Here is a 22,143-nt window from a genome sequence, read left to right as displayed (position 1 = left end):
AGAAAAAATTAGGATTATGAAACACATACTGTTTACAAAGGAATTGCTTCTCTCGGCTGTGGCTTTATTCGCTATTATTGCGACTAGCTGTATCAGGGAGGATTTGGATCAATGCTATACGCTCAAACTGAAGGTCGAGAATATCAAGGGAGACGATATAACGGAATACGGATGGATGGAATCTACCGACTTATATATTTTCGACGAGAATCTGAATTACTTGGAGAAACGTAGCTTGGATAAGAACTTTATCCGTTCCCGCAATGAGATCGTTTTGGATGGCTATACCGCCGATCGTAGTCTACGTATCGTGGCATGGGGCAACGTGAATGCCTTGGGTGAAAAGCAATCCGTATCGGAGGCACAGACCATAGAGGACTTGAAAGTGATGTTGAAAAGCCAAGATGGTTTGGCGGTTACCCCGGACAGCCTTTATTATGGTAGCGAACAAGTGTTTACAAAAGCCGGAGGCGTAGCGAAGGAGACTGAGATCGTGATTCGTCCGAAAGTGGGTACGGTCACGATCGAGACCCGAGGGTTGCAAGAGCAACTCGGCAGGATGGGGTTGAGAAGTTCCGTGGATTGCGACTTCTACTTGAATAATACATTAAGTGGTTTTGATTACCGTGGTACGCAGATTGGCGATAGCGTATATTATAATCCGGAAGGTGCGTGGAACGAGTCCGGGGTTGAATGGATAACCCCTACTATGCAAACCGCTTGTCCGGGACAGGATATGGCTGTGTCGATAAGCGCCAATGGAGTCTCGTTAGGCTCGGCCAAGGTAGACGAGAACGGTGATCCTATTTATACGAGCGCGGGAGAGAATACCCATCTGATCCTTGAATGGGGTGAGGGCGGAACCTTATCCGTCCGGGCAACCGTTCGTCCTTGGGGAGTAGTGGAAGAAGATATTCCAATGCATTAAAGGGTACCTCATCATATATAATTAAGAAATACGATACGAACATGAAATTATTAGCGAACATATTTTTATCCGGTTTGGCGATTCTCGCTTGTGTGAGTTGTTCTAAAGATGAGGATCCGGTTCTTCCCTTAGAAGGCGCTAAGCTGTCCGTCGCTGTCAAGGCGTCCGGTACGGCTACGAAAGCCTATAATCCCAATGACGTGAATGAGTTGGAGGGTGAGGCTTATATCAATAATTTGGCAGTGGTAGTTTTTAATGAGACCGGCACGGAACTGCTCGGTTATAAATGGGAGGCTCTTTCCGGGGCGGAACATTCCGCCATAATAGCCGATGTGCCGACAACGAAGGCTGTCCGGGCACGGATCATTGTCTTGGCGAACGTGCCGAGAGATTTATTATCTACCGTTTCTACCTACGATGAGTTCCAGACTCGCTTGATAGACCTCTCCTCGCAATCGCAAACGAACCTAACGATGAGTAGTCAAGTGATCGTTACAAAATCCGCTTTGTCTGAGGAAAATAACTATTTAGGATATGAGGATCTTGGCGATCAGAATGTGGATGGCATCTCCGACCCGATCCTTTTGACCCGTGTAGCCGCACGTATTGATTTGGTGAATATATCCACTCGTTTTGCCGGAACGCCGTTCGCCGGACGTGAGGTGCGAATCGATGCGGTAGGTATCTACAATATGAAGACAAAGTCTTACTATTTCAGTGAGGCGGATTGGGGAGAGACAGAGGCTCCCGATGCCGTGCGAAATTCGGAGAATACCTCGTTCGAGGATCTGTTGGTAAATGATGGCGCTTCGATATCCAATACGCCATTCGTTCATTATGTAATGGAAAATATGAAAAGCGACGATCACACGATGATCGCCGTAAAAGCTACCTTACGGGGAAATTCCAGTTATCAGGACCATACGAAAATCTTCACGGCGGTGATCAATGCGGGTGGCTTGCAGAACGGCTATGATCATAATTTCATCCGTCGCAACTACGTTTACCGTCTCCGTATTTATTTTGACGGCGAAAGTTTCGACAATATTCCCGTAACGCCAGACCCGGGCCCAGGTCCGGATCCGGAACCCGAGGTAGATACCAACTTGAATATAGCCGTGCAGGTAGTAGGCTGGGGCCCGGTAATGCAACATCCGGTAATAGACTAAATTATGGAATCATAGGGAATGAAATTTAGTATAAACAAGAAAAAACAAAAGGATATGAAACTAAGACATTTATTATTAGCCTCCTTCGCCGCATGCACTTTCGCCTCCTGCTCGGACGATAGCTCGAATGGCATCGAGATACCGGAAGAGAACTATCAGATGATAGACGCGAACGTCTCTCTTACCGCTACGGCTTTGGATGGGATACAGACAAAAGGTGCAACGGAAGAGGGCGGTGATGCTGTGCTAGAATCTGGCAGTAATAACGAGCAATTTATTAATGAACTAACCGCCTATTTGTTTTATGTAGACAATGGGGTGAACGAGGATGCATATAAATTCGCCGCAATGAAGACGGTATCCTCTGCTGCTGATGGTCATTCCGTAAAGACTATTGAGGATATCGTTGTCAAGGTAAAAGCTACGGCGGCCGGCGAACTTTCTGATACGCAATTGGCGGTGGTCTTTTTAGCGAATACGAAACTTGCTACGCCTCCTTCTAATTTGGGGGATGTGAAAGCAGCCAAACTTGAAAGTCTTGTTGATTTTATGCAAGTGCATCCAGTGCCCAGTGGTACGCAAACGTATGTACCGATGTTTAGCCAGATAGTTACGATCGGTGGAGGTAGTTCTAAGCTTCTGGCAGGAACAACATATGATAATTGGGTGAAAGGATCTACAACCCCTTCTATTACATATACAAACAATGCGGTAGTAGGTGCAGCACATAAGGAGATTGAGAAAAAAAGTGAAGCGGAAGGATGGACTGAAAAAAATTCCTCTTATGATCCGGCAAATATTCCAGATGATGATAAAATCCCATTAACCCGCCATGTAGCCCGTGTCCAACTTCAAGCTATTGATTGCGACTTCAAGAACAATTATGCAGACGCGTCATTTGAGTTGACACATGTATATATCGCTAACGCTAGCAATACTTCCCTTATCTATGCTGACGCAACAAAACCGTATAGTTTGGATAATGCTACTGCTTATTCTCATGGTTGTAGCTATGAGCGAGATGACTATTTCTTAGTGAATGGTACTAAAAATATAGCTTCTTTAGCTTGGACAATGGATGCAGGGGTAGACATCAAAATGACGGGTCATAGTCATTCTTCTAATTTGAACGGCGATGGTTCCATAAATTATAATGGTAGCAGTTGGTTCTCTTTTGATGACCAAACGATTAGTGGTGATGGATATGGACGTAAAGAGATGCCTCAATTTTATGTGTTTGAAATGAAGGGGGATAAACCGATGCTTGCAGATGATCTGAATAAAGGTGCTTCTCCATCTGGAAATATACAGACCATGTTAATTCTTCGGGGCAATTGGTATCCAAATGGAAAAACGAATGGAAAAACGAATGGACAAAGTAATGATGTGGTTAAAAAAGATCGCTACTACCGTATACCAATTAAGCAAGATGCGACTAGTGGCATTATTGGTGTACAACGTAATACCATCTATAAGATATACGCTACGATAACCGGTGAAGGCTCTAAGGATCCCGACACAAGCGAGTTGAACGCTTGTATCAGTTTCAGTATTAAGGTCGAGCCTTGGACGGTCATCACGCAAACTGAGACAGACGTGAATTGATTAAACTCTTTCATAACGATTAATAGCGAGAACGGGGTTCGGAATTTCCGGACTCCGTTTTTTTTGTCCTATGATGAATGGATTTGCGCTCTGCATAGGTATCCCTATCTCCAAAGATAGCTTTAACCACACCCTCAAATGCCTATATTCAATATGCTAGTTTTACCCCTTAAAGTTGAAAGTTACGCCTATCGTGCCGAATAATGGATTCCTCTAATTTTGCTAGCGTAAAAACAAGAGAAAAATTCAATCCATTATGAAAATAAAGAATATACTAGCATTGTTATGCTTCCTTTGCATCGGAGTGTCCTGCTCCATGGAAGACGATATTTTGAATAACGTGGATATGGGAGGCGTTGGGACGAATATCGCAAACACCGAGGCCGTTTTTGCCTTCTCTCTTTCCGGCAATAGCTCTATGACCAAGGCTGGTGAAATAACGGAAAATCCCAATGATGTTACTTCTACGGAATCTTCTATCAGTAATTGTTTTGTAGCTATTATTAAAGATGACAATGTATTGTCTTCTTATTGGTACGCAACAAGCGATTTGCAGACGAGTAGCGAGTCCTTTACTACGGATATCAAGCGCCACATGATCGTGAAAGTGCCAAGTGATAAGCCGGCACTTACGGCTTATGCGGTGGCGAACCTGACACAGACGACTGCCGATAAGTTATTGGCTTGTACAACCATAGCGGATATTCAAGATGTAGAGTTGGCAGAACATCCTAATTTTCTAGTAAAAGTAGGAGAACAACCCATTGGATCTTATAAAACAACTACTCAATTGGCTACTCACGATGACGGGAATTGTAACAAAATAACAATTCCCGTATCGCAGAGAGTCGCGGCGTTTGAACTGGCTTCCTTCAAGGTGGTAGACACAAGTAAAGAAAAGGTGGGTGGTGAATATCCGGTAGTACCGAATGTAGAGGTCGTTTCCGTACAGATGCTGAACATTAAGCTAAGCGCTAAAGTGGTAGGTGAGTATGGTAGCTCTTTTTCCGGAGTAGATGATAATATTCTGAAGCCAACCGATGTGAACCAGAGTGATCCGAAGAAAGACATTTACGGTACTTACGATAAGATCCGTTTTTATGGCTATGATAATACGGATGTGGATCGTCAGACTTCCATGAAAATAACCTATAAGGTCGATGGTGCGGTAATGGATCGTACCTATCCGATCAAGACAAAGCCGGGAGATGCGGTGAAGGTTGTTGGGGGGAATCTCTATAAGTTATCTGTGACAATAGGTAATGCCAGCGAGGATATTGATTTTGTAATTGAAGATTGGATACCGAATACCTTGAGTGTCGGTGATATTTTTGGAGAACCAGTTAAGTAAACAGGGTAAAATAAACATAACATGAAGCAGTTAAAAGATATAGTATTGACAGGATTTTTGGCGCTCTTGGCCTTTACCGCATGTACGGAAGAGAAGCTGATAGATGAGCGACCGATGGAAACAGGTACGGTTTCGATCTCTTTCTCTACTGAGGGCGTGGAGACGAAAGCGATAAATGCCGGTGGTACTTATCAGTACGCTACGGCGGATGAGCTTAACATAAACAATATTTTCGTCTCCATCTTCAAGAAGGTGGATAACGAGTGGAAATACTTGATTTCTAAGACTGGAACCTTAGGTGATGGCAGTTTTGTCGGGACACAAAGTTCCGGCTCTTTTAAATTGACCGGTTTAACCTTACCGCTTAACACGGAACTGAAGGTGGTAGCTATCGTGAATCCATTGGAGGACAAGGTTGCGTCTTATGCGGAAATGGATTATAATGGGTTAAGTGCCGAGACGGTAACTTATACTGGTACGTTGGGTGGAGAGGGTTATTATACATTCGATCCGAAAACCTTGATAAAGGCAGGCGAGCAGGATATGAAATTTACCGCTACTAGCGGTGTGATTTCTGGCGGCAAGGATGTCCATTTGAAGCAATTGGCGGCGAAAGTAGAGTTGGACTTGGATGTGGAGTTGCCGAAGATGGAAGGCTCTACGACTACGAGTAAGTGGACGTTGGATGGTTATTCTATGGATGACATTATCAATAAGTTATCTAAAAGAATGAGTAGCGCATCTAACAAAAATAAACCTGTTATTGTATATGTGGATCAGTCTGGTGCATTGAAGGCAACAGGATCGGGAGAAAAAGTTCCAGCTGGTGCTAAGGCGTTAGCGCGGGCATGGAATAACTCTGCGGATAAAGACTGTGCTAATCAACCTAATACTAGTAATAAATATGCGCATATAGAAAGTTTTTCTTCGGGAAACCCTATTACAATGGCGATAACTACTACAACTCCAACATGGTTGTTTAATTTGATAAGTGTTCAAGTATTGAATGTGAATACACAATCGAAACTGATTATCCCCACAAATCAATTGAATGATGCGATTGGTTTGAGAGATGGATCTATCCTAGGAGGAATGGCAGATACTAAGGTCAATTTATCTTTTTACACGTATGAAAGAGACAAGGTCAGTGATCTAACAAAAGCCTTGTCTGTGAAGATAGTTGGGGAATACGTTAAGGGTGATAAAAAGGAAATAGCAACTTATAAGTTGAAGTCTACAGGTTTTCATCCCACATGGGATGAAGATGGGGGCTGGGGAGAAGGTTCAAACACTAAGTTTATTATCAATACGGAAGAATTGGAAATGGGTGGAACCGTATCTAAAATAGATATAACTTCTACCGGAGAGAGTACGGACTATCAATACTCCATCCCAATCAACCCTGAATATAAAGCGGATGAATGCACGGACGGTTTGATCCACGGTAACTATTATCATGTGACAGGAATGTTGAAACAATCAACAGGTGAGTTTAATATATGGGTAGCTCCTTGGGTTGGGAAAGATGTTAGCGCAAACTTTAATTAAACAGTAAATAGAATATTATGAAAGCGATAAAAAATATATATGCCTTGTTCTTGGGCCTGTTAATGCTAGGACTAGGTTCCTGCATGGAAGAGACGGAAGTGAATGGAGGAGAGCAGAATGTTGATGGATTACGACTGTCCTTGAGCGTTTCCGCTAGCGACGTGATCTCTCCGCTCACGAAAGCCTCAGCTACTGATGCTAATGCTATTAGCGATTTGAATATCCTTGTGTATAATAAGGATAATAATCGCTTAGTTAAAGGATTGTATTTGACCGGTGCAGCCTTGAATGGCCTTACCGTAAATAATAACGAAGAGAATAAGGCGGTTAATTACGATATAGCTTTACAGAATGGTTCTTATCGTGTACGAGTAATTGCGAACGCAGAATCTGATTTGAGTGCGGAGCCGTTCGATAAGATAGATAATCTATCGTATGGAACGTTAGATAATTTGCCAAAGATGGTAATGAGCGCATCCGCTGATGATGTATCAGTTAGCGGAGGAAAAGGTTTTGCCATCCTTTCGTTAAAGCGTATTTACGCTATGATATCCGTATCTGTGAATACTTCTGGATTGAAAGATCGTACGATCAAGCCCCTAAAAGTATCTTTGCATCAAGTACCGGCTACTGGTAAATTGTTTATGAACAACTTAATCCCGGCAAATCCGTCACCTTCAGATTATATAACGGAGGCTGATATGATCGAATTTTCCAATCCGGTAGAGAATGTTAGTTCAATGAAAGATAACAGTGTTTTCTTTATGTATGAGAATAAGCAACCGGATGGTGTCTGCTTACTGAAAGACGGAAAGTATGTAGAGGCATATAAAACCCCGGCCAGTTTAGGTAACACCCCAATAAAGGATGTTGCCACTGTGGAAGCGGATAAGACTTGTTCTTATATTCGTGTGGAAGCGGAGTATTCAGAAATGGGTGCTAGTGGGAAGATTGTTTATCGCTTTTTCTTAGGAGATGACGCTTTTACCAATTTTGCGGTAGAGCGAAACGCCCACTATAACGTGACGCTTAATCTTACCGGTAAGGGCGGGGTTGACGAGGCTTCTTGGCGTGTGACGAAAGATTTTAACTGGGATTTTACGGTGGATGATATTTATATCGGGTATCGGATAGGCTCTATAAGTGATATCCAAGTGAAGTTGCCGACAGACCATGGTTGGTTTGATAATTGTACATGGAGTGTGGAAGGTTCAAATCGTGAGGATTTCCAGATTGGTGCGTATGATAAAAATACGAATACGATTCGAGTTATCACGAAGAAAACGAATATTAGTAGTAAGGATCACATAACTAATACCGTGACGATTACGGCTACAGGGAAGGACGGAAAATCAATCTCTAAAACTGTAACTGTCAATCAAGTTATCCGTTTGGTCGATCCGATAGCTTTCTATAAGAAATGGGACAACAGGGAGCTTGTCAAAGTTAAGGTGCGAGAATTTAATAAGGAGAAGAGAAAGTATGAGATATTGAATTCTATTGGCCCTTGGACAGCTACTATTACCGCTGGGGATTGGTTTACGCTATCTACAGATGACGGACAGTCTGTCGTCGGAACATCGAAGTCTGTTACAGGTACTGGAGGTGATATTGTTTTTAATTATAAACCGAATTCGAGCACAGGAAGTTCTTCCACCAATCGTTATGGCGCTATCAAGGTAACCTATCATAATAACCGTTGCGAGCATATGATTTATTTGCGTCAAGGTTATGCGGATACGCAATTGTTGGATGGTGGGGCAACTTGGTCTTTATTCAATTGTACGACAAAAGGCTCTATCACCAACGCTCCGACCCAATCTGGATATTTTTATCAAGGAGGGGCTTCAGATTCCTATTATACACCATGGGATGTGACTTATGGTAATAAGCATTTGAATTGGAAAGAAAAAACATCGGAGGACATGCGCAATGGAAAATACAAATGGGAGTATGGACAAGGTCCATGTCCGAGTGGTTATAAAGTTCCTGCGGCTAGCCATTACAGTGCTATTAAGAGTGCTACGGAGAAAAATACATTATTTACATATGGAGGATATGTGTATGATGATAGTTGTCCGGTTGAGAATACTCCTTTTGGTTGGCAGTGGGATTCAGAAGGCAATGCGGTTATAGATGAAACTATAGATTGCAATCCGGCTAAAGGGACATTAATGGTTCGTTCTACTGGAGAACCTGTCAATTTGTTCTTCTCTTATGGAAAGGCTGTTATGACTGAGCATGGGAGTGCTGCAGAGGATACAGGGATTGATGAGATTGGTATTGGGTATTTGGGTGGAGGTCGACTTCTCTATAATACAGCCCATCGATATGGGGCTTTTTATTGGTCTGGATCTGGTGACTCTAATGCTGATACGAATATGCTTTTTATAGATTTTTGGTATTCTCTGAATACCAATGTTCCTATTAATGTCGGAACATTAAATACGAATAACGGCATGTTTGTTCGTTGTGTGAGGAGTGAAAAATAAATTGATATATCTAGTTGTAGAGACGCAGCATGCTGCGTCTCTCTCTATTTAACAGAAATCAATCTGACACTTTGTATTCTTAACTCCCGGAGAATCCCTTTTTCCGTCCCGACCTACGGCTTGCCTCCAAATACGCAAGAAAAAAACAGTAATTGCTTAGCATATACGTAGATGCTGAAAAACGCCCATTCATTCTAGCTAAATTAGTTCATCGTAATTCATATCAAGTAGGGTGAAAAGGGGAAAAACAGGCTTACGACTGGGATGTAACGGTACAAGAATGCCCATTCGCAACCGCTTATAACCCTATTAGCGACCGCTTACGATGCCCAACGGCACGGTAGGTGTTGCCCAACGCCACCGTATGTGTAGGCTTTTGCCTCCTAATGTGCGTTGAAAACCGTCCTTTTTTATCCTAAAACATGAATAAAGCGGCGCTCCACGCCTTTATTACGTGGCTTTCATTAAAAGGGAATGCCACGATATGCGTCTTATATTGATCAAAAGGATCAGATAATGTTCGTTTGGCTAACAGGTTGATCTTTGATACTAAAGTGATATGAATGGCTTATTTTATCTAGACGAGATTTTTTATTCGGAAAATAGTCCTTACCTTTACGGCATAGATACGTTTTCTGAACTTCAGCCTTCCCGAGTTCCCTTCATGGCGAACGGACGTGGTTCTGGCAAACGAGCAAACAGGTAAGACTTTTGGGCGGATCCGGCTGTGATCGCCCAATCTACGGGGTTTTCCTTGGAGGAGGTGAATGACCTTGAGAACCTTATCCGCAAGGAGGAGATTAAGAATTAGAAGTGGATGATGCGGATTGATGGTGTTAATAGAATCCGAGTCTGATAAATACAGTATGACTGATAAGGGGCAGGCTTACACAAGTCTGCCCCTTGCTGTCTTTATAAAGTGTCGGTGTTCCTATCACCTTCTTTGAAATGAATAGGTGTTCTTATCAATCAAGGATAGTTGGTAGGTTTACCCTTTAAAGTTGAAACTCACACCTATCGTGCTAAGAAATGTTATAATCTATTTTTGTGATGCAAATTAAAAGTGAAAGGGATGAATAGGAGAGAACTCGTGAAAACATTGGCTGATAAAATGTCGGTTACGCAAGCGGAGGCAATGCGCTTTGTTCAAGCTTGGGAAGAGACTACGACAGAGGCTTTGGAAAGTGATGGTTCTTTGATGCTATTGGGCTTTGGGACGTTCTCCGCTTGGGAACAAACCGAACGGATCGGCAGAAATCCTAGGAATGGAGTGGCTTATATGATAAGAGCTCGTAGAAGCGTGAAGTTTAAGCCTGGTAAGTTATTACTTAAACGGTTGAATGCGAGCTCGTCGAAGTGAAGGCATTCACGTATGTATAATAAAAACGAAAAAATATTCGATATGAAGAGAATTCTTTTCCTAGTCCTGCTCTTGGTAGCTACGACAGGCGTTTACGGCCAGAAGTTCGCGGTGAAGTCGAACTTGCTCTATGATGCGACTGCTACGATCAACTTGGGCGTAGAGGTTGGCTTGGCGAAAAAGTGGTCGCTAGATTTATCCGGTAACTATAATGGATGGAAGTTTGGCGATGAGGCTCGTATGAAACATTGGCTGGTACAACCAGAAGCTCGTTATTGGTTGTGCGAGAAGTTCAATGGACATTTCTTCGGATTGCATGCGCACTATGCGGATTACAATGTTGGAGGTCTGAAGTTCTTGAGCAAGAATATGGAGAATCATCGGTATCAAGGTAATTTGTATGGAGCCGGACTTTCTTATGGTTATCAGTGGTTGTTGAGTGACCGGTGGAGCATGGAAGCCGTGCTGGGTATTGGTTGGGCACATCTGGATTATGATAAATATCCTTGCGCCACTTGCGGAACCGTATTGAAAAGCGATACGAAAGATTATTTCGGGGTTACGAAAGCGGCTATTTCTATTATTTACTTTATTAAATGACCCAAGCGATGAACAAGAAGATAAATGCATATATGATGGCGGCTATGATGGCCGTCGTGTCTCCGGCAATCATGGGACAGACTGCCTCGGATGGGGTTAAAGTGATTTGTAACGACGTGGTACAGAAGGGTGACTCGGTATATATCGATGCCGTGGTGACGGTAAGTAGCGATGCGGTGAAATCCCGTAGCTATTTGGAACTGACCCCCGTCTTGGAATCGGCTTCGCAAAAAGAGGGGCTTCCTTCTATTTTGGTGAACGGACGTATCCGCCAGAAAGTATATAACCGTGAGGTCGCCTTGGATAATTTGAACGACGTACCTCATTATACTATCTTGAAAGCCGGGAAGGAAGATCAAGTGGTAAGTTATAAAACCGCCGTGCCTTTTGAGGATTGGATGAAAGACGCACGTGTCGTGTTAGACCCGAATCTATGCGGTTGCGGTAAGGAAGAGGCCGGTAGTCCGTTATTGATCGCGGACAAGATTCGTCGTCGTCCGGATAAGCGCTATGAGGTTCAGCCTACATTCTCTTATATCACGCCGATGGCAGAGACGGAGAAGCATCGTGCGGAAGTCGGTACGGCTTTCTTGGACTTCCAAGTGGGTAAATATCAGATTCTTCCTGATTTCCGTAATAATGCGGTGGAGTTGGCGAAGATCAATAATACGATCCGTACCGTTACAGAGGATAAGAACGTGAAACCGACAGGTATCGTACTGAAAGGATATGCCTCACCGGAAGGCTCTTACGCTAGTAATAAGAAATTGGCGGATAATCGTGTCAAAGCGTTACGTGACTATATCCGCCAGAAGAATGACTTCAAGGCTGATTTCTTCACGATGAGCTCGGAACCGGAAGACTGGGTCGGTTTTAAGGAAAAGGTAGAGGCCGATCCGAATGTGCCGAATCGTAGCGAGGTATTGGCGATTATCGATAGCTCGGATGATCCGGATCGCAAGGAGGCTAAGTTACGTGCCTTGGGTGGTGGCGCCGCTTTCCGTTATGTGCTGAAAGATATTTTCCCTTCGTTACGTCGCTCGGAATATAAGATTGATTATACGGTACGTGAGTTTACGGTGGATGAGGGGCGTGAGATTATCAAGACTCGTCCGCAACAGCTAAGTTTAGGGGAGATGTTCGCGGTGGCTAACAGCTATGAGATCGGTAGTGACGAATATAATAATGTATTTGATATCGCTGTCCGTATGTTTCCGAATGATCCGGTAGCGAATCTTAACGCCGCGAATATCGCTATGGGCAAGGGTGATTATGCTTCCGCTAAGAACTATTTGGCGAAAGCGGGGAACGCCCCGGAGGCGGTTCACGCGAAAGGAGTGTTAAGTATGTTGACCGGTGATTTGACGGAAGCGGAATCTCTATTGAAGCAGGCTCAGGATATGGGAGTAAAGGCCGCGGCGATAAATTTAGAGGAATTGCGCAAGAAAATAGAGGATAATGCGGTATTTGATAGTTTCAACGCTGTAAAATGATAGCTATTCCTCCCTATGTATAGGGTAGAAGGCACTTAATTTGTAAATGTCATGAAGACAAATATTAATAATAATTTCTTTTATATGGAACAAGCATCAGATGTAGTAGAGTTGGTTCTGCCTCATGAGGTAGATAATCCAAACAATGTCTATCTGTATCTGGAAGGAGATGCTTGGTGCGCATACGAACGTTCAGCCTACTATCTGACTCAGATGGAGGTTTCGGTTGTATTAAAGAAAGAAGTAATCCACGATGACTATGACGTGGTTTTACTGAAAGCTTTTTTCGCCGTGAATGATATGTATTTGCCCCTTTCTCCTACGGCTGTGCTGAAGTTGGTTGCCGACGATAAGCTACAGTTCCAGATAAGGGATAGGGTAGAAGGTTTTTCCGAATGGAAAGAGAATGAGTTAAAAAAATTATCTGCTTGATAAGGAAGCGAACGCTTCTTATTTAAGCATGTAAAGTTGAGGGGTGTAACGGTCCTGAAAAGTAGTGATACTTTTCAGGACTATTTTTTTGTATGGGGAGCTTCCCTGTAAATGATCACCCGGCAATCTGGGGAGAGGGTGACGGTAAATTGATTTCCTAAAGCCTCGTTGAGAGTTCCTTGCCACCATGAGGTGAGCTTTCGTTGGCAAATGGGCCAGCGGAGTCCTTCTGTACTAATCTCCCCTTCGGGATAAAGAACGAAAATGGAGATTTGTTGCCCCGGATAAGAAGCGAAAGTCGTTGTTTCTAAGATAGGTGTGAAAAGACCATAGTCGGATAACATCTCCACCCGCTTGAATAAGGGGGCATACTCCATAAGAAGGGATATATTTCCCAATGTATGATCCTCACGCAATCCGGTAGCTCCTAATATGAGAACTTCTCGATAGCCTTGGGCATGGGCGAAGCGGATGGATTTGGAGAGGTCGTTGATCTCTTGGTCCTCTACATGGTGGATTCGGTCTGCGTAGCGTTTGCGCAGGTCGGCGGGTATACTGTCCAAGTCTCCTACGATAGCGTCCGGATGAATACCCTTTTCATAAAGTGTCTTTACGGCTCCATCACAAGCGATAATCGTTTTCGCTTCCTTTAATAATCTCAAGGGTAACTCAGCGGAAGGAAATCTCCCATTCGCTACGATCACACATCCTCTTTCCTTCACTTCCGTATTATCTCCCATAATTCATAAATTATAAATTAAAACTCTTCCCCTTTCTTCCGCCAATTGTAATAGCCCACAATGGCTAGTGTCGCATAGCAAAAATAGAGTAGCATCGTCGGATACAAGCCCCGAAGGTAATAAAGATATACGGAAACGAGGTTTACGATTACCCAAAAAATCCAATGCTCGATAATTCGCCTTGCCAGCATCCAAGTAGCGACAATGCCTACCGACGTGGTGAACGCATCGCCTACGGGGATGGGAGAGTCCGTGAATTGATGAAGGAGATACCATAAGATGGCGAATACAACGGCCAATGTTCCGATAATCCCCACGAAAAGCGGAAGGCTCAGATGGGTGTATAGGATACGGTCGGAGGGAAGACTGTCGTTTTCCGTGTGTATCTCATGTTTCTTCCGGGTCCATTGATAGAAACCGTATATGCTGATTCCTACGTAATAGGTTTGCAATCCCATGTCCGCATAAATCTTAGCGGACAGGAAGACAAAGACATACACGAGGGAGGTGAGGAATCCCACCACCCACATGCCCTTATGTTGTTTAATCTCTAGAAAGAGATAGAGCAGACCGGTTATTACTCCGAAGTATTCTAGCCAAACCATTTTAGTAATTGATAATTGATAATTGAAAATTAAGTTAGAATTTGAAGGTGATCCTGGCCATGGCGTTCGTGCCGGCTTGGGTGAAATAACCGTCATCCTTTTTACGTGTGCCGTTTTCGATATACGAGTATACCCATGCGTTGGTCTCGTACTTCTCGTTGAAGAGGTTGTTGATAGTCACGTCTAGGGTTATTTCTTTCATGAACTTAGGCTGGAAGGCGTAACCGATACGTAGGCTATTGATAAAGTAGGGATCGATGGAACGATCCTTGCTGCTTGAATTGTCTATGTATTGGCGGCCTACTATTTGTGAGTTGAAACTCGCGATAAACCCTTTGTAAACGAAATCGAACATGCTGTTCGCTATTAGATTGGGTGAGAAAGCTATATTCGTTGTGCCTAGATCATTGATCTCTTGTCCTCCGGTATCCCAATTATCCACGTATTCCACGAAATGCTTGATTTTATTTTGGCTGAGGGTTACGTTCGCGCTCCAATTCAGCCAAGAGGTGATTTGTACACCTCCGGTAAGCTCGATACCCATTCGGTAACTATCCTTTATATTGGAAGTGAGGGCCTCGCCGATCTCGCTGATCTTGCCGGTCAGGATCAATTGGTTGTTGTAATCCATGAAATAGAGATTGGCTCCAAACCGGAAACGGTCGTTACCAAAACTATAACCGGCCTCGTAATCATATAAGGTCTCGTGGGTAGGACGTTCCTCGGGGCCTGCCTCCGTGAAATTGTCACGGTTCGGTTCCCGGTTAGCGACGGAGAAAGAGACGAAGGCGTTATGGCCATTGTTATGGAAGTTTATTCCGGCTTTCGGGTTGAAGAAGTTCCAGTTCTTACGAATGTCCAGTCCTTCCCCGGCTTTGTCATCGTTTCCCTTAATGGTGTAATGGATCCCACGGTATTGTAAGTCCAGATAGCCGGTGAAAAGAGGGGAAAGACGTTGAGTCAATTTAGCGTATGCGTTGTAGTCTAATTTCTTACCGGTATTGCGATAATATTCGTAATCCGGTTGTGGCAAGACGTTTGCGCTTTTGGTCCACATTACCCGGCCAAAATGATCGCCTACATAGTTGTTGACGGCGGTTCCCAGCGTAAGGCGGGTATTGTCACGTTGATAGTTTGCGCTATAAACGGCTCCATAGAAATAATTGTCGAGCCATTTACGGCGCACAAGGTCCGTCTTTTTTACGGTATTACCCTCCGGATCGATATATTCCGGTAGTTTATAACTGCTGAATTTGGCTTTCGATTTATAATCCTCGTAATATCCGTTACCATCGGTGTAATGAAGGGTCAGGTTCATATTCCAGAAATCTCCGATACGCTGGCTGGCCATTAAATGGTAGTTGTGTTGCCAATAATTATCCGTCTGATTGTTATAAAACTTCTTCACTCCATCTTCCTCATATTCTCCGCATGGATTATAGCTACGATCTGTGTCAAGTAAATAAGACGGAACACCGTTCCATGCTTGATAGGTCTTCTCGCTGTTCCCGAAGGCTTGGAATTTAATCAATGTATTATCGGCATAGAAAGCGGCGGAGGCATAGTAAGAACTCATACGGGCGGAGGCACGATCGATAAAGCCGTCGCTACGGATATTGGAGTAGCGGGCGTCGAAAGCGAAATGATCGTAAAGTAATCCGGTGCCGCCTTTTACCGTATGTTTCAGCGTACCGAAAGAACCTGCTGATACGGAATATTCGCCGTAAGGCTTTAAGGACGGTTTCTCGGTCTGCATGGCGACCGTAGCGCCAAAAGCCGCAGCTCCGTTCGTAGAGGTTCCGGTGCCTCGTTGGATCTGGATCGATTCTACCGAGGAAGCTATATCGGCCATATTAGCCCAGAATACGGTATGAGACTCGGAGTCATTAACCGGTACGCCATTGATCGTGATATTGATACGGTTCGCATCTGTACCCCGGATACGAAAACCGGAGTAACCGATACCCGTTCCGGCATCCGAGGTCATGATAACAGACGGGGATTGGGAGATAAGGAATGGGATACCTTGCCCGTTGTTCCGGCTGCTTAGTTCTTGTTTGGAGATGTCGCTATAAGCTACCGGGGTCTCTTTCCCGACTTTGGTAGCGGTAATAACCACTTCATCTAAAGATACGTCTTTTGAGATTTTCAAGGAGTCGACCGGACTGGGCATTTGTGCCTTGGCGGTTGTAGCCAGTAAGGAGCCGGCCAAGATAACCAATACATTTTTCATCTTTTCATCTTTTTGCTTTAAAACTAAATAGATGAATAGAAAGGATGGGAGAAGCATGAATCCCTACGACAGCATTACCTGTACAGGTTCTATGGGTATGATCTCAGCCCGCTCCTTTCGTGAAGGATTCCGCGAGCACCCCTTCGTATTCGGCAGCAAAGATAGGCATAAAAGTGTTAATAAATATTACTATCAATAGTAAATCGGATTTCTATAGATATTAATTCTGATTACTATCGATCGTAATCCGGTTTGTGTCGTATTAATTTTTTCTGCAAAAAGATGAGGATATTTTGAGAACTCATTGATTTTTTGTATATTTGCGGGCGATTAAGTGAAGTTGAGGAGGGGGCGGGTAGTCCCCTTCTTTTGTTCTTAACAGATATGTGTATGATAGAAAAGAAAGTGGTAAGCCAATTAGTAGAGGAAAAACTAGCCTCTTCAAGCAATTATTTAGTAGACGTAGTGATTAAACCGGGGAACCTGATAGTCGTTGAAATTGATAACGATGAAGCGGTAAGCATTGATGATTGCGCTGAGTTGAGCCGGTATTTGGAGGAGCATCTGGATCGTGACGTCGAGGACTATGAGCTGGAGGTTGGCTCCGCCGGCATTACTTCTCCTTTTAAGGTACTTCGCCAATACGTCAAGAACATCGGAAACGAGGTGGAGATGCTGTTGAAAAACGGCTCGAAGCTGACAGGTGTGTTGAAATCTGCCGACGAGAACGGTGTGGTTGTCTCTGTCGAGAAGAAGGTGAAACCGGAGGGCGCTAAGCGGAAGGTAACCGTGATAGAGGATGAGTCGTATACATTTGATGAAATAAAATATACAAAATACTTAATAAGATTCAAGTAAGATTATGGCCAAGAAAGAGGAAACAATCAGTATGATTGACACCCTTGCGGAGTTCAAGGAGTTGAAGAATATCGATAAAGATACGATGATTAGCGTTTTGGAAGATTCGTTCCGTAACGTGATCGCCAAGATGTTTGGCACGGATGAGAACTATGACGTGATTATCAATCCTGAGAAAGGTGATTTCGAGATCTGGAGAAACCGTACGGTTGTGGCTGATGATGAATTGGAGGATGAGAACTTGCAGCTTACGTTGACGGAGGCCCGTAAAATCGACGCCGACTGTGAGGTGGGCGAGGAAGTGACCGACGAGGTGCATTTCGCAGACTTCGGACGTCGTGCGATCTTAAACTTGCGCCAGACTTTGGCTTCAAAGATACTTGAATTGCAGAAAGACAGCTTGTACGCTAAGTATAAGGATAAAATCGGCCACATCATCGCCGCTGAGGTTTATCAGGTGTGGAAGAAAGAAATCCTGTTGCTGGATGACGATGGTAATGAGTTGCTACTGCCGAAATCCGAGCAAATCCCGACCGATTTCTATCGTAAGGGAGAGACCGTACGTGCGATCGTTCAACGTGTGGATAACTATAATAACAACCCGAAGATCCTTCTTTCCCGTACGGATAAGGTCTTCTTGCAGCGGTTGTTCGAGTTGGAGGTTCCGGAGATTAATGATGGCTTGATTACGATCAAGGCGATCGCCCGTATCCCGGGAGAGCGTGCCAAAGTGGCTGTCGAGTCATACGATGACCGTATTGACCCGGTGGGTGCTTGCGTAGGTATGAAAGGCTCTCGTATACACGGAATCGTTCGCGAGTTGAGAAACGAGAACATTGATGTGATTAATTACACCTCAAATCTCTCTTTGTTTATCCAGCGTGCTTTAAGCCCGGCTAAGATCTCTTCTATCCGTGTGAATGAGGAAGAAAAGAAAGCTGAGGTTTATCTACGTCCTGAGGAGGTTTCTTTAGCGATCGGTAAGGGCGGTCTGAATATTAAGTTGGCTTGTATGTTGACTGAGTATACGATTGACGTATTCCGTGATATCGAAGGAGCGGACGAGGAGGATATCTACTTGGATGAGTTCTCCGACGAGATCGACAGCTGGGTGATCGACGCACTGAAGAATATAGGATGCTATACGGCGAAGAGTGTCCTTGCTATGAACCGCAATGAGATTATTGAACGTGCCGATCTGGAAGAGCAGACCGTGGACGATCTTTTAGCTATCTTATCCGCGGAATTTGAAGATGAAGGTAACGAATAAGTATTACGACAAAGTTAGATATGCCTATAAAATTAATTCAAGTACAGAGAAAATTGAACGTGGGAATCAACACGGTGGTTGAGTTCCTGCACCGGAATGGGTTCTCGGTTGAGGATAATCCCAACACGAGGATCAGTGATGAACAGTATGCTTTGCTCGTAAAAGAGTTTGGAAAGGATCTGCCTGAGAAAGATCGTAATTTTGCGGCGGATCGTGCGCAGAAAGAGGCTCCTTCTGTGAAAGAAGAGAAGACTGCGGAAATAAAGACAGTGATACCGGAAGAATTCAGGCCTAAGATCGTAATGAAGGGTCATATCGATTTGGATGGTGGACAACATAAAAAACAGCAGGAAGAGCCGAAGGCTAAAGAGGAGCCGAAGGTGAAAGAAGAGCCTAAGGTAAAGGAAGAGCCGAAAGTGAAGGAAGCGCCTGCCGCTCCCGCTGCTCAAGCTCCTGTTAAACCCGCGCAGCCTGCGCAGGCTCCCACGGAGAAAAAAGAAGAAAAAGTTATAGTAGTGGAAGTGGAAAAAGAAAAAACCGTAGAGAAGCAACCGGTTGTTGCGGAACCTAAGGTGGAAAGTGTGAAACCGGAACAGGAAGTAGAGAAGACCGAGGAAAAAGACGATAATCTTTTCCGTTTGAACTCGGTTAAATTGGAATCAAAGATCAAGGTAACCGGTAAGATTGACTTGGATGCGCTTAACCAATCGACTCGTCCGAAGAAGAAAACGAAGGAGGAGAAGCGGAAAGAGCGTGATGAGAAGCAAAAGTTTAATAACAATCGGCCGGGTAATAATAGCAACGGTCCGGGCGCTCCTCATAAGAGTCCGAATTCGCCTACTTTGATTAAACCGAACGCTCCTGCTAAACCGGGTGAGGAAGGTGACGCTAAGAAGAAACGTAAACGTATCAAGAAAGATCGGGTAGACGTGAATAATACGCCGGGTACGAATTATCCGCGCCCGAATCGTGACGATCGTCCGAATAACGACCGTAAGCCTCGCTTGAAGAAGCCAGTGAAAGCGGAAGTTAGTGAAGAGGATGTTCAAAAGCAGATCAAGGAGACTTTGGCTCGCTTGACCAACAAGAATAATAAGAATAATAAGGGGGCTAAATACCGTCGTGATAAACGTGACGCCGCTGTGAAACGTGAGCACGAGTTGATGGAACAGGAAGAACTGGAAAGCAAGGTATTGAAGCTGACCGAGTTCGTTACGGCCAACGACTTGGCGAACATGATGGACGTATCTGTAACGGAGGTTATCGGTACTTGCATGAGCATCGGCCTTATGGTTTCGATCAATCAGCGCCTGGATGCGGAGACGATCAATATCGTGGCTGAGGAGTTCGGTTATAAGACTGAATATGTAAGCGCGGATGTTGTCGAGGCGATCAACGCTGATGAGGAAGATGATAACGAGGAGGATTGGGTAGCCCGTCCGCCTATCGTAACGGTGATGGGACACGTTGACCATGGTAAGACTTCTTTATTGGATAATATCCGTAGCGCGAACGTAATCGCCGGTGAGGCCGGTGGTATCACGCAGCATATCGGAGCCTACAACGTGAAGTTGCAGAATGGCCGCCGTATCACGTTCTTGGATACTCCGGGTCACGAGGCGTTTACCGCTATGCGTGCCCGTGGCGCGAAGGTGACGGATATCGCGATTATTATCGTGGCCGCTGATGATAACGTGATGCCTCAGACGATTGAGGCGATTAATCACGCTTCGGCTGCCGGTGTTCCTATTGTTTTCGCTATTAATAAAATCGATAAGCCACATGCTAATCCTGAGAAGATCAAGGAGGAGTTGGCGAATATGAATTACTTGGTGGAAGACTGGGGGGGTAAGTACCAGAGTCAAGAGATCTCCGCTAAGAAAGGTATCGGTGTCGAGGAGTTGTTGGAGAAGGTACTGTTGGAGGCCGACCTGTTGGATTTGAAAGCGAATCCGAAAAAACGTGCGGTTGGTTCTATCATCGAGTCTTCTTTGGACAAGGGACGTGGCTATGTATCTACCATATTGGTGGAGAACGGTACGTTGAAGATGGGAGATATCGTTTTGGCGGGAACTCATCAAGGACGTATCAAGGCGATGTTCAACGAGCGTAATCAACGGGTGGAGAAGGCTGGTCCTTCCGAGCCGGTATTGATCCTCGGTTTGAATGGTGCTCCTCAGGCCGGTGATACATTTAATGTATTGGAGACTGAGCAAGAGGCGCGTGAGATCGCTAACCGTCGTGAGCAATTGCAGCGTGAGTTAGGTCTTCGTACGCAGAAGATGCTTACCTTGGATGATATCGGACGTCGTATCGCCGTGGGTAACTTCCAAGAGTTGAACGTGATCGTGAAGGGTGATGTGGATGGCTCCGTAGAGGCTTTGTCCGACTCCTTGATCCGTTTGTCTACCGAGGAGATTCAGGTGAATGTAATTCATAAGGCGGTTGGCCAGATTTCCGAGTCGGATGTGGTTTTGGCAGCGGCTTCGAACGCTATCATTATCGGATTCCAAGTTCGTCCGTCTTTGCAAGCACGTAGAAACGCCGAGAAGGAAGGTGTAGAGATCCGTTTGTACTCTATCATCTATGATGCGATCGAGGAGGTGAAGAGCGCTATGGAAGGCATGCTTTCTCCGGAGATCAAGGAGGAGATTACCGCTTATGTGGAAGTTCAGCAGGTATTCAAGATCACCAAGGTCGGTACGGTTGCCGGATGTATGGTTAAGGAAGGCAAGATCAAACGTACGAACAAGATCCGCTTGATACGTGACGGTATCGTTATCTATGCCGGCGAGCTAGGCTCTTTGAAACGTTTCAAGGACGATGCGAAAGAGGTCGTGGCTGGCTTGGATTGCGGTTTGAATATTACGAACTTCAACGATATCCAAGTGGGCGATATGATCGAGGCTTACGAAGAGACTGAAATTAAGAAGACGTTATAACGATGAACTGGTTGGACATTACATTGCTATGTCTGGCAGGGATAGGATTTGTGAAAGGCCTGTTTGATGGAATCATCAAACAGGTTGTTTCGCTTATAGCCCTAGTGATCGCGATCTTTTTCTGCGGAAAAGCGGCGGCTTGGCTGAAAGGATATATTTTGGCGTTGGGTTGGTTTCCGGAAGAAGGGGTTACGATCTTGAGTTATATAGCGGGTTTTATCTTGATTATGGGGGTGTTTATTTTAGCGGGAGAACTGGTTACCAAGGTGGTAGGGGCGACACCGTTGAGCGTTATCAACCATTTGTTTGGTGGTTTTTTCGGGTTGCTGGTCGTTTTGGTCTTTACCAGTTTGCTGTTGAACGCGCTGGAGTTCGTGGATCGTGGATCGGTCTTGATTCATCGCCAATCAAAGATAGAATCTCGTTTTTATTATAGCGTGAAGCAAATAGTACCAACAATTTTCCCACATAATTTGTTTTCATTAGGAGAATGAAGGGCTTTTATCAATGGTTAATT

Annotated in this window: 17 protein-coding genes and 1 riboswitch; of the genes, 14 read left to right on the top strand and 3 right to left on the bottom strand. The window is 44.5% G+C overall.

Features of this window, described 5'->3' with window-relative positions:
* Positions 1 to 16 precede the first annotated feature (16 nt).
* The 10 genes from DWY79_RS19895 to DWY79_RS19850 all read left to right on the top strand — a co-directional run bounded on the left by DWY79_RS19895 (position 17) and on the right by DWY79_RS19850 (position 12,978).
* On the top strand, positions 17 to 928 hold the full coding sequence (locus tag DWY79_RS19895; protein WP_005867560.1) for a FimB/Mfa2 family fimbrial subunit: 912 nt from the start codon (positions 17 to 19) through the stop codon (positions 926 to 928).
* 41 nt (positions 929 to 969) lie between these two features.
* Complete coding sequence (locus DWY79_RS19890; RefSeq protein ID WP_121960657.1) at positions 970 to 2,097, top strand: fimbrial protein; 1,128 nt, start codon at positions 970 to 972, stop codon at positions 2,095 to 2,097.
* Between the two features lie 54 nt (positions 2,098 to 2,151).
* A complete protein-coding gene (locus tag DWY79_RS19885) occupies positions 2,152 to 3,702 on the top strand; it encodes a fimbrial protein (RefSeq protein ID WP_121960690.1) in 1,551 nt (516 codons plus the stop codon).
* Between the two features lie 256 nt (positions 3,703 to 3,958).
* Positions 3,959 to 5,053: a hypothetical protein gene (locus DWY79_RS19880; protein WP_121960656.1), complete on the top strand. Its 1,095-nt coding sequence runs from the start codon at positions 3,959 to 3,961 to the stop codon at positions 5,051 to 5,053.
* Between the two features lie 21 nt (positions 5,054 to 5,074).
* Positions 5,075 to 6,601, top strand: a complete 1,527-nt coding sequence (locus DWY79_RS19875) for a hypothetical protein (RefSeq protein WP_005867566.1) — start codon at positions 5,075 to 5,077, stop codon at positions 6,599 to 6,601.
* A 17-nt stretch (positions 6,602 to 6,618) separates the two neighbouring features.
* Entirely contained in the window at positions 6,619 to 9,093 is a 2,475-nt protein-coding gene (locus tag DWY79_RS19870; RefSeq protein ID WP_122370174.1) for a DUF4906 domain-containing protein, read from the top strand.
* A gap of 1,072 nt (positions 9,094 to 10,165) precedes the next feature.
* Positions 10,166 to 10,453: an HU family DNA-binding protein gene (locus DWY79_RS19865; protein ID WP_122370172.1), complete on the top strand. Its 288-nt coding sequence runs from the start codon at positions 10,166 to 10,168 to the stop codon at positions 10,451 to 10,453.
* A 42-nt stretch (positions 10,454 to 10,495) separates the two neighbouring features.
* Entirely contained in the window at positions 10,496 to 11,053 is a 558-nt protein-coding gene (locus tag DWY79_RS19860) for a DUF3575 domain-containing protein (protein ID WP_005859412.1), read from the top strand.
* Positions 11,054 to 11,061: 8 nt separating this feature from the next.
* Positions 11,062 to 12,546 carry a DUF3868 domain-containing protein gene (locus tag DWY79_RS19855; RefSeq protein ID WP_005867573.1) on the top strand — a complete coding sequence of 495 codons (1,485 nt, stop codon included), beginning with the start codon at positions 11,062 to 11,064 and terminating at the stop codon, positions 12,544 to 12,546.
* A gap of 51 nt (positions 12,547 to 12,597) precedes the next feature.
* Entirely contained in the window at positions 12,598 to 12,978 is a 381-nt protein-coding gene (locus DWY79_RS19850; RefSeq protein ID WP_005867576.1) for a hypothetical protein, read from the top strand.
* Between the two features lie 80 nt (positions 12,979 to 13,058).
* Here the strand turns inward: DWY79_RS19850 and DWY79_RS19845 are convergent, their stop codons facing one another.
* The 3 genes from DWY79_RS19845 to DWY79_RS19835 are packed head-to-tail and all read right to left on the bottom strand — an operon-like array spanning position 13,059 to position 16,556.
* Entirely contained in the window at positions 13,059 to 13,718 is a 660-nt protein-coding gene (locus DWY79_RS19845; RefSeq protein ID WP_057328872.1) for a thiamine diphosphokinase, read from the bottom strand.
* Between the two features lie 17 nt (positions 13,719 to 13,735).
* Positions 13,736 to 14,323 carry a nicotinamide riboside transporter PnuC gene (pnuC, locus tag DWY79_RS19840; protein WP_008777886.1) on the bottom strand — a complete coding sequence of 196 codons (588 nt, stop codon included), beginning with the start codon at positions 14,321 to 14,323 and terminating at the stop codon, positions 13,736 to 13,738.
* A gap of 34 nt (positions 14,324 to 14,357) precedes the next feature.
* Positions 14,358 to 16,556 carry a TonB-dependent receptor gene (locus DWY79_RS19835; protein ID WP_122370170.1) on the bottom strand — a complete coding sequence of 733 codons (2,199 nt, stop codon included), beginning with the start codon at positions 16,554 to 16,556 and terminating at the stop codon, positions 14,358 to 14,360.
* Between the two features lie 42 nt (positions 16,557 to 16,598).
* Positions 16,599 to 16,709, bottom strand: a riboswitch (TPP riboswitch).
* Between the two features lie 237 nt (positions 16,710 to 16,946).
* Here DWY79_RS19835 and rimP point away from each other — a divergent pair.
* From rimP to DWY79_RS19815, 4 genes are read left to right on the top strand one after another with little or no spacing between them, the layout of a single operon-like run.
* Positions 16,947 to 17,414: a ribosome assembly cofactor RimP gene (rimP, locus tag DWY79_RS19830; protein ID WP_005867585.1), complete on the top strand. Its 468-nt coding sequence runs from the start codon at positions 16,947 to 16,949 to the stop codon at positions 17,412 to 17,414.
* Between the two features lie 4 nt (positions 17,415 to 17,418).
* On the top strand, positions 17,419 to 18,684 hold the full coding sequence (nusA, locus tag DWY79_RS19825; RefSeq protein WP_005867586.1) for a transcription termination factor NusA: 1,266 nt from the start codon (positions 17,419 to 17,421) through the stop codon (positions 18,682 to 18,684).
* Between the two features lie 20 nt (positions 18,685 to 18,704).
* Positions 18,705 to 21,626, top strand: coding sequence for a translation initiation factor IF-2 (infB, locus tag DWY79_RS19820; protein ID WP_008772780.1), 2,922 nt, complete (start codon positions 18,705 to 18,707; stop codon positions 21,624 to 21,626).
* 2 nt (positions 21,627 to 21,628) lie between these two features.
* Positions 21,629 to 22,120: a CvpA family protein gene (locus tag DWY79_RS19815; RefSeq protein WP_005859392.1), complete on the top strand. Its 492-nt coding sequence runs from the start codon at positions 21,629 to 21,631 to the stop codon at positions 22,118 to 22,120.
* Positions 22,121 to 22,143: the final 23 nt, after the last annotated feature.

The sequence above is a fragment of the Parabacteroides sp. AF27-14 genome, assembly GCF_003635425.1.
GTDB classification, from domain to species: domain Bacteria; phylum Bacteroidota; class Bacteroidia; order Bacteroidales; family Tannerellaceae; genus Parabacteroides; species Parabacteroides distasonis.
Note: the sequence above shows the minus strand (reverse complement) of the source record. Positions and strands in the feature narration are given on the sequence as shown.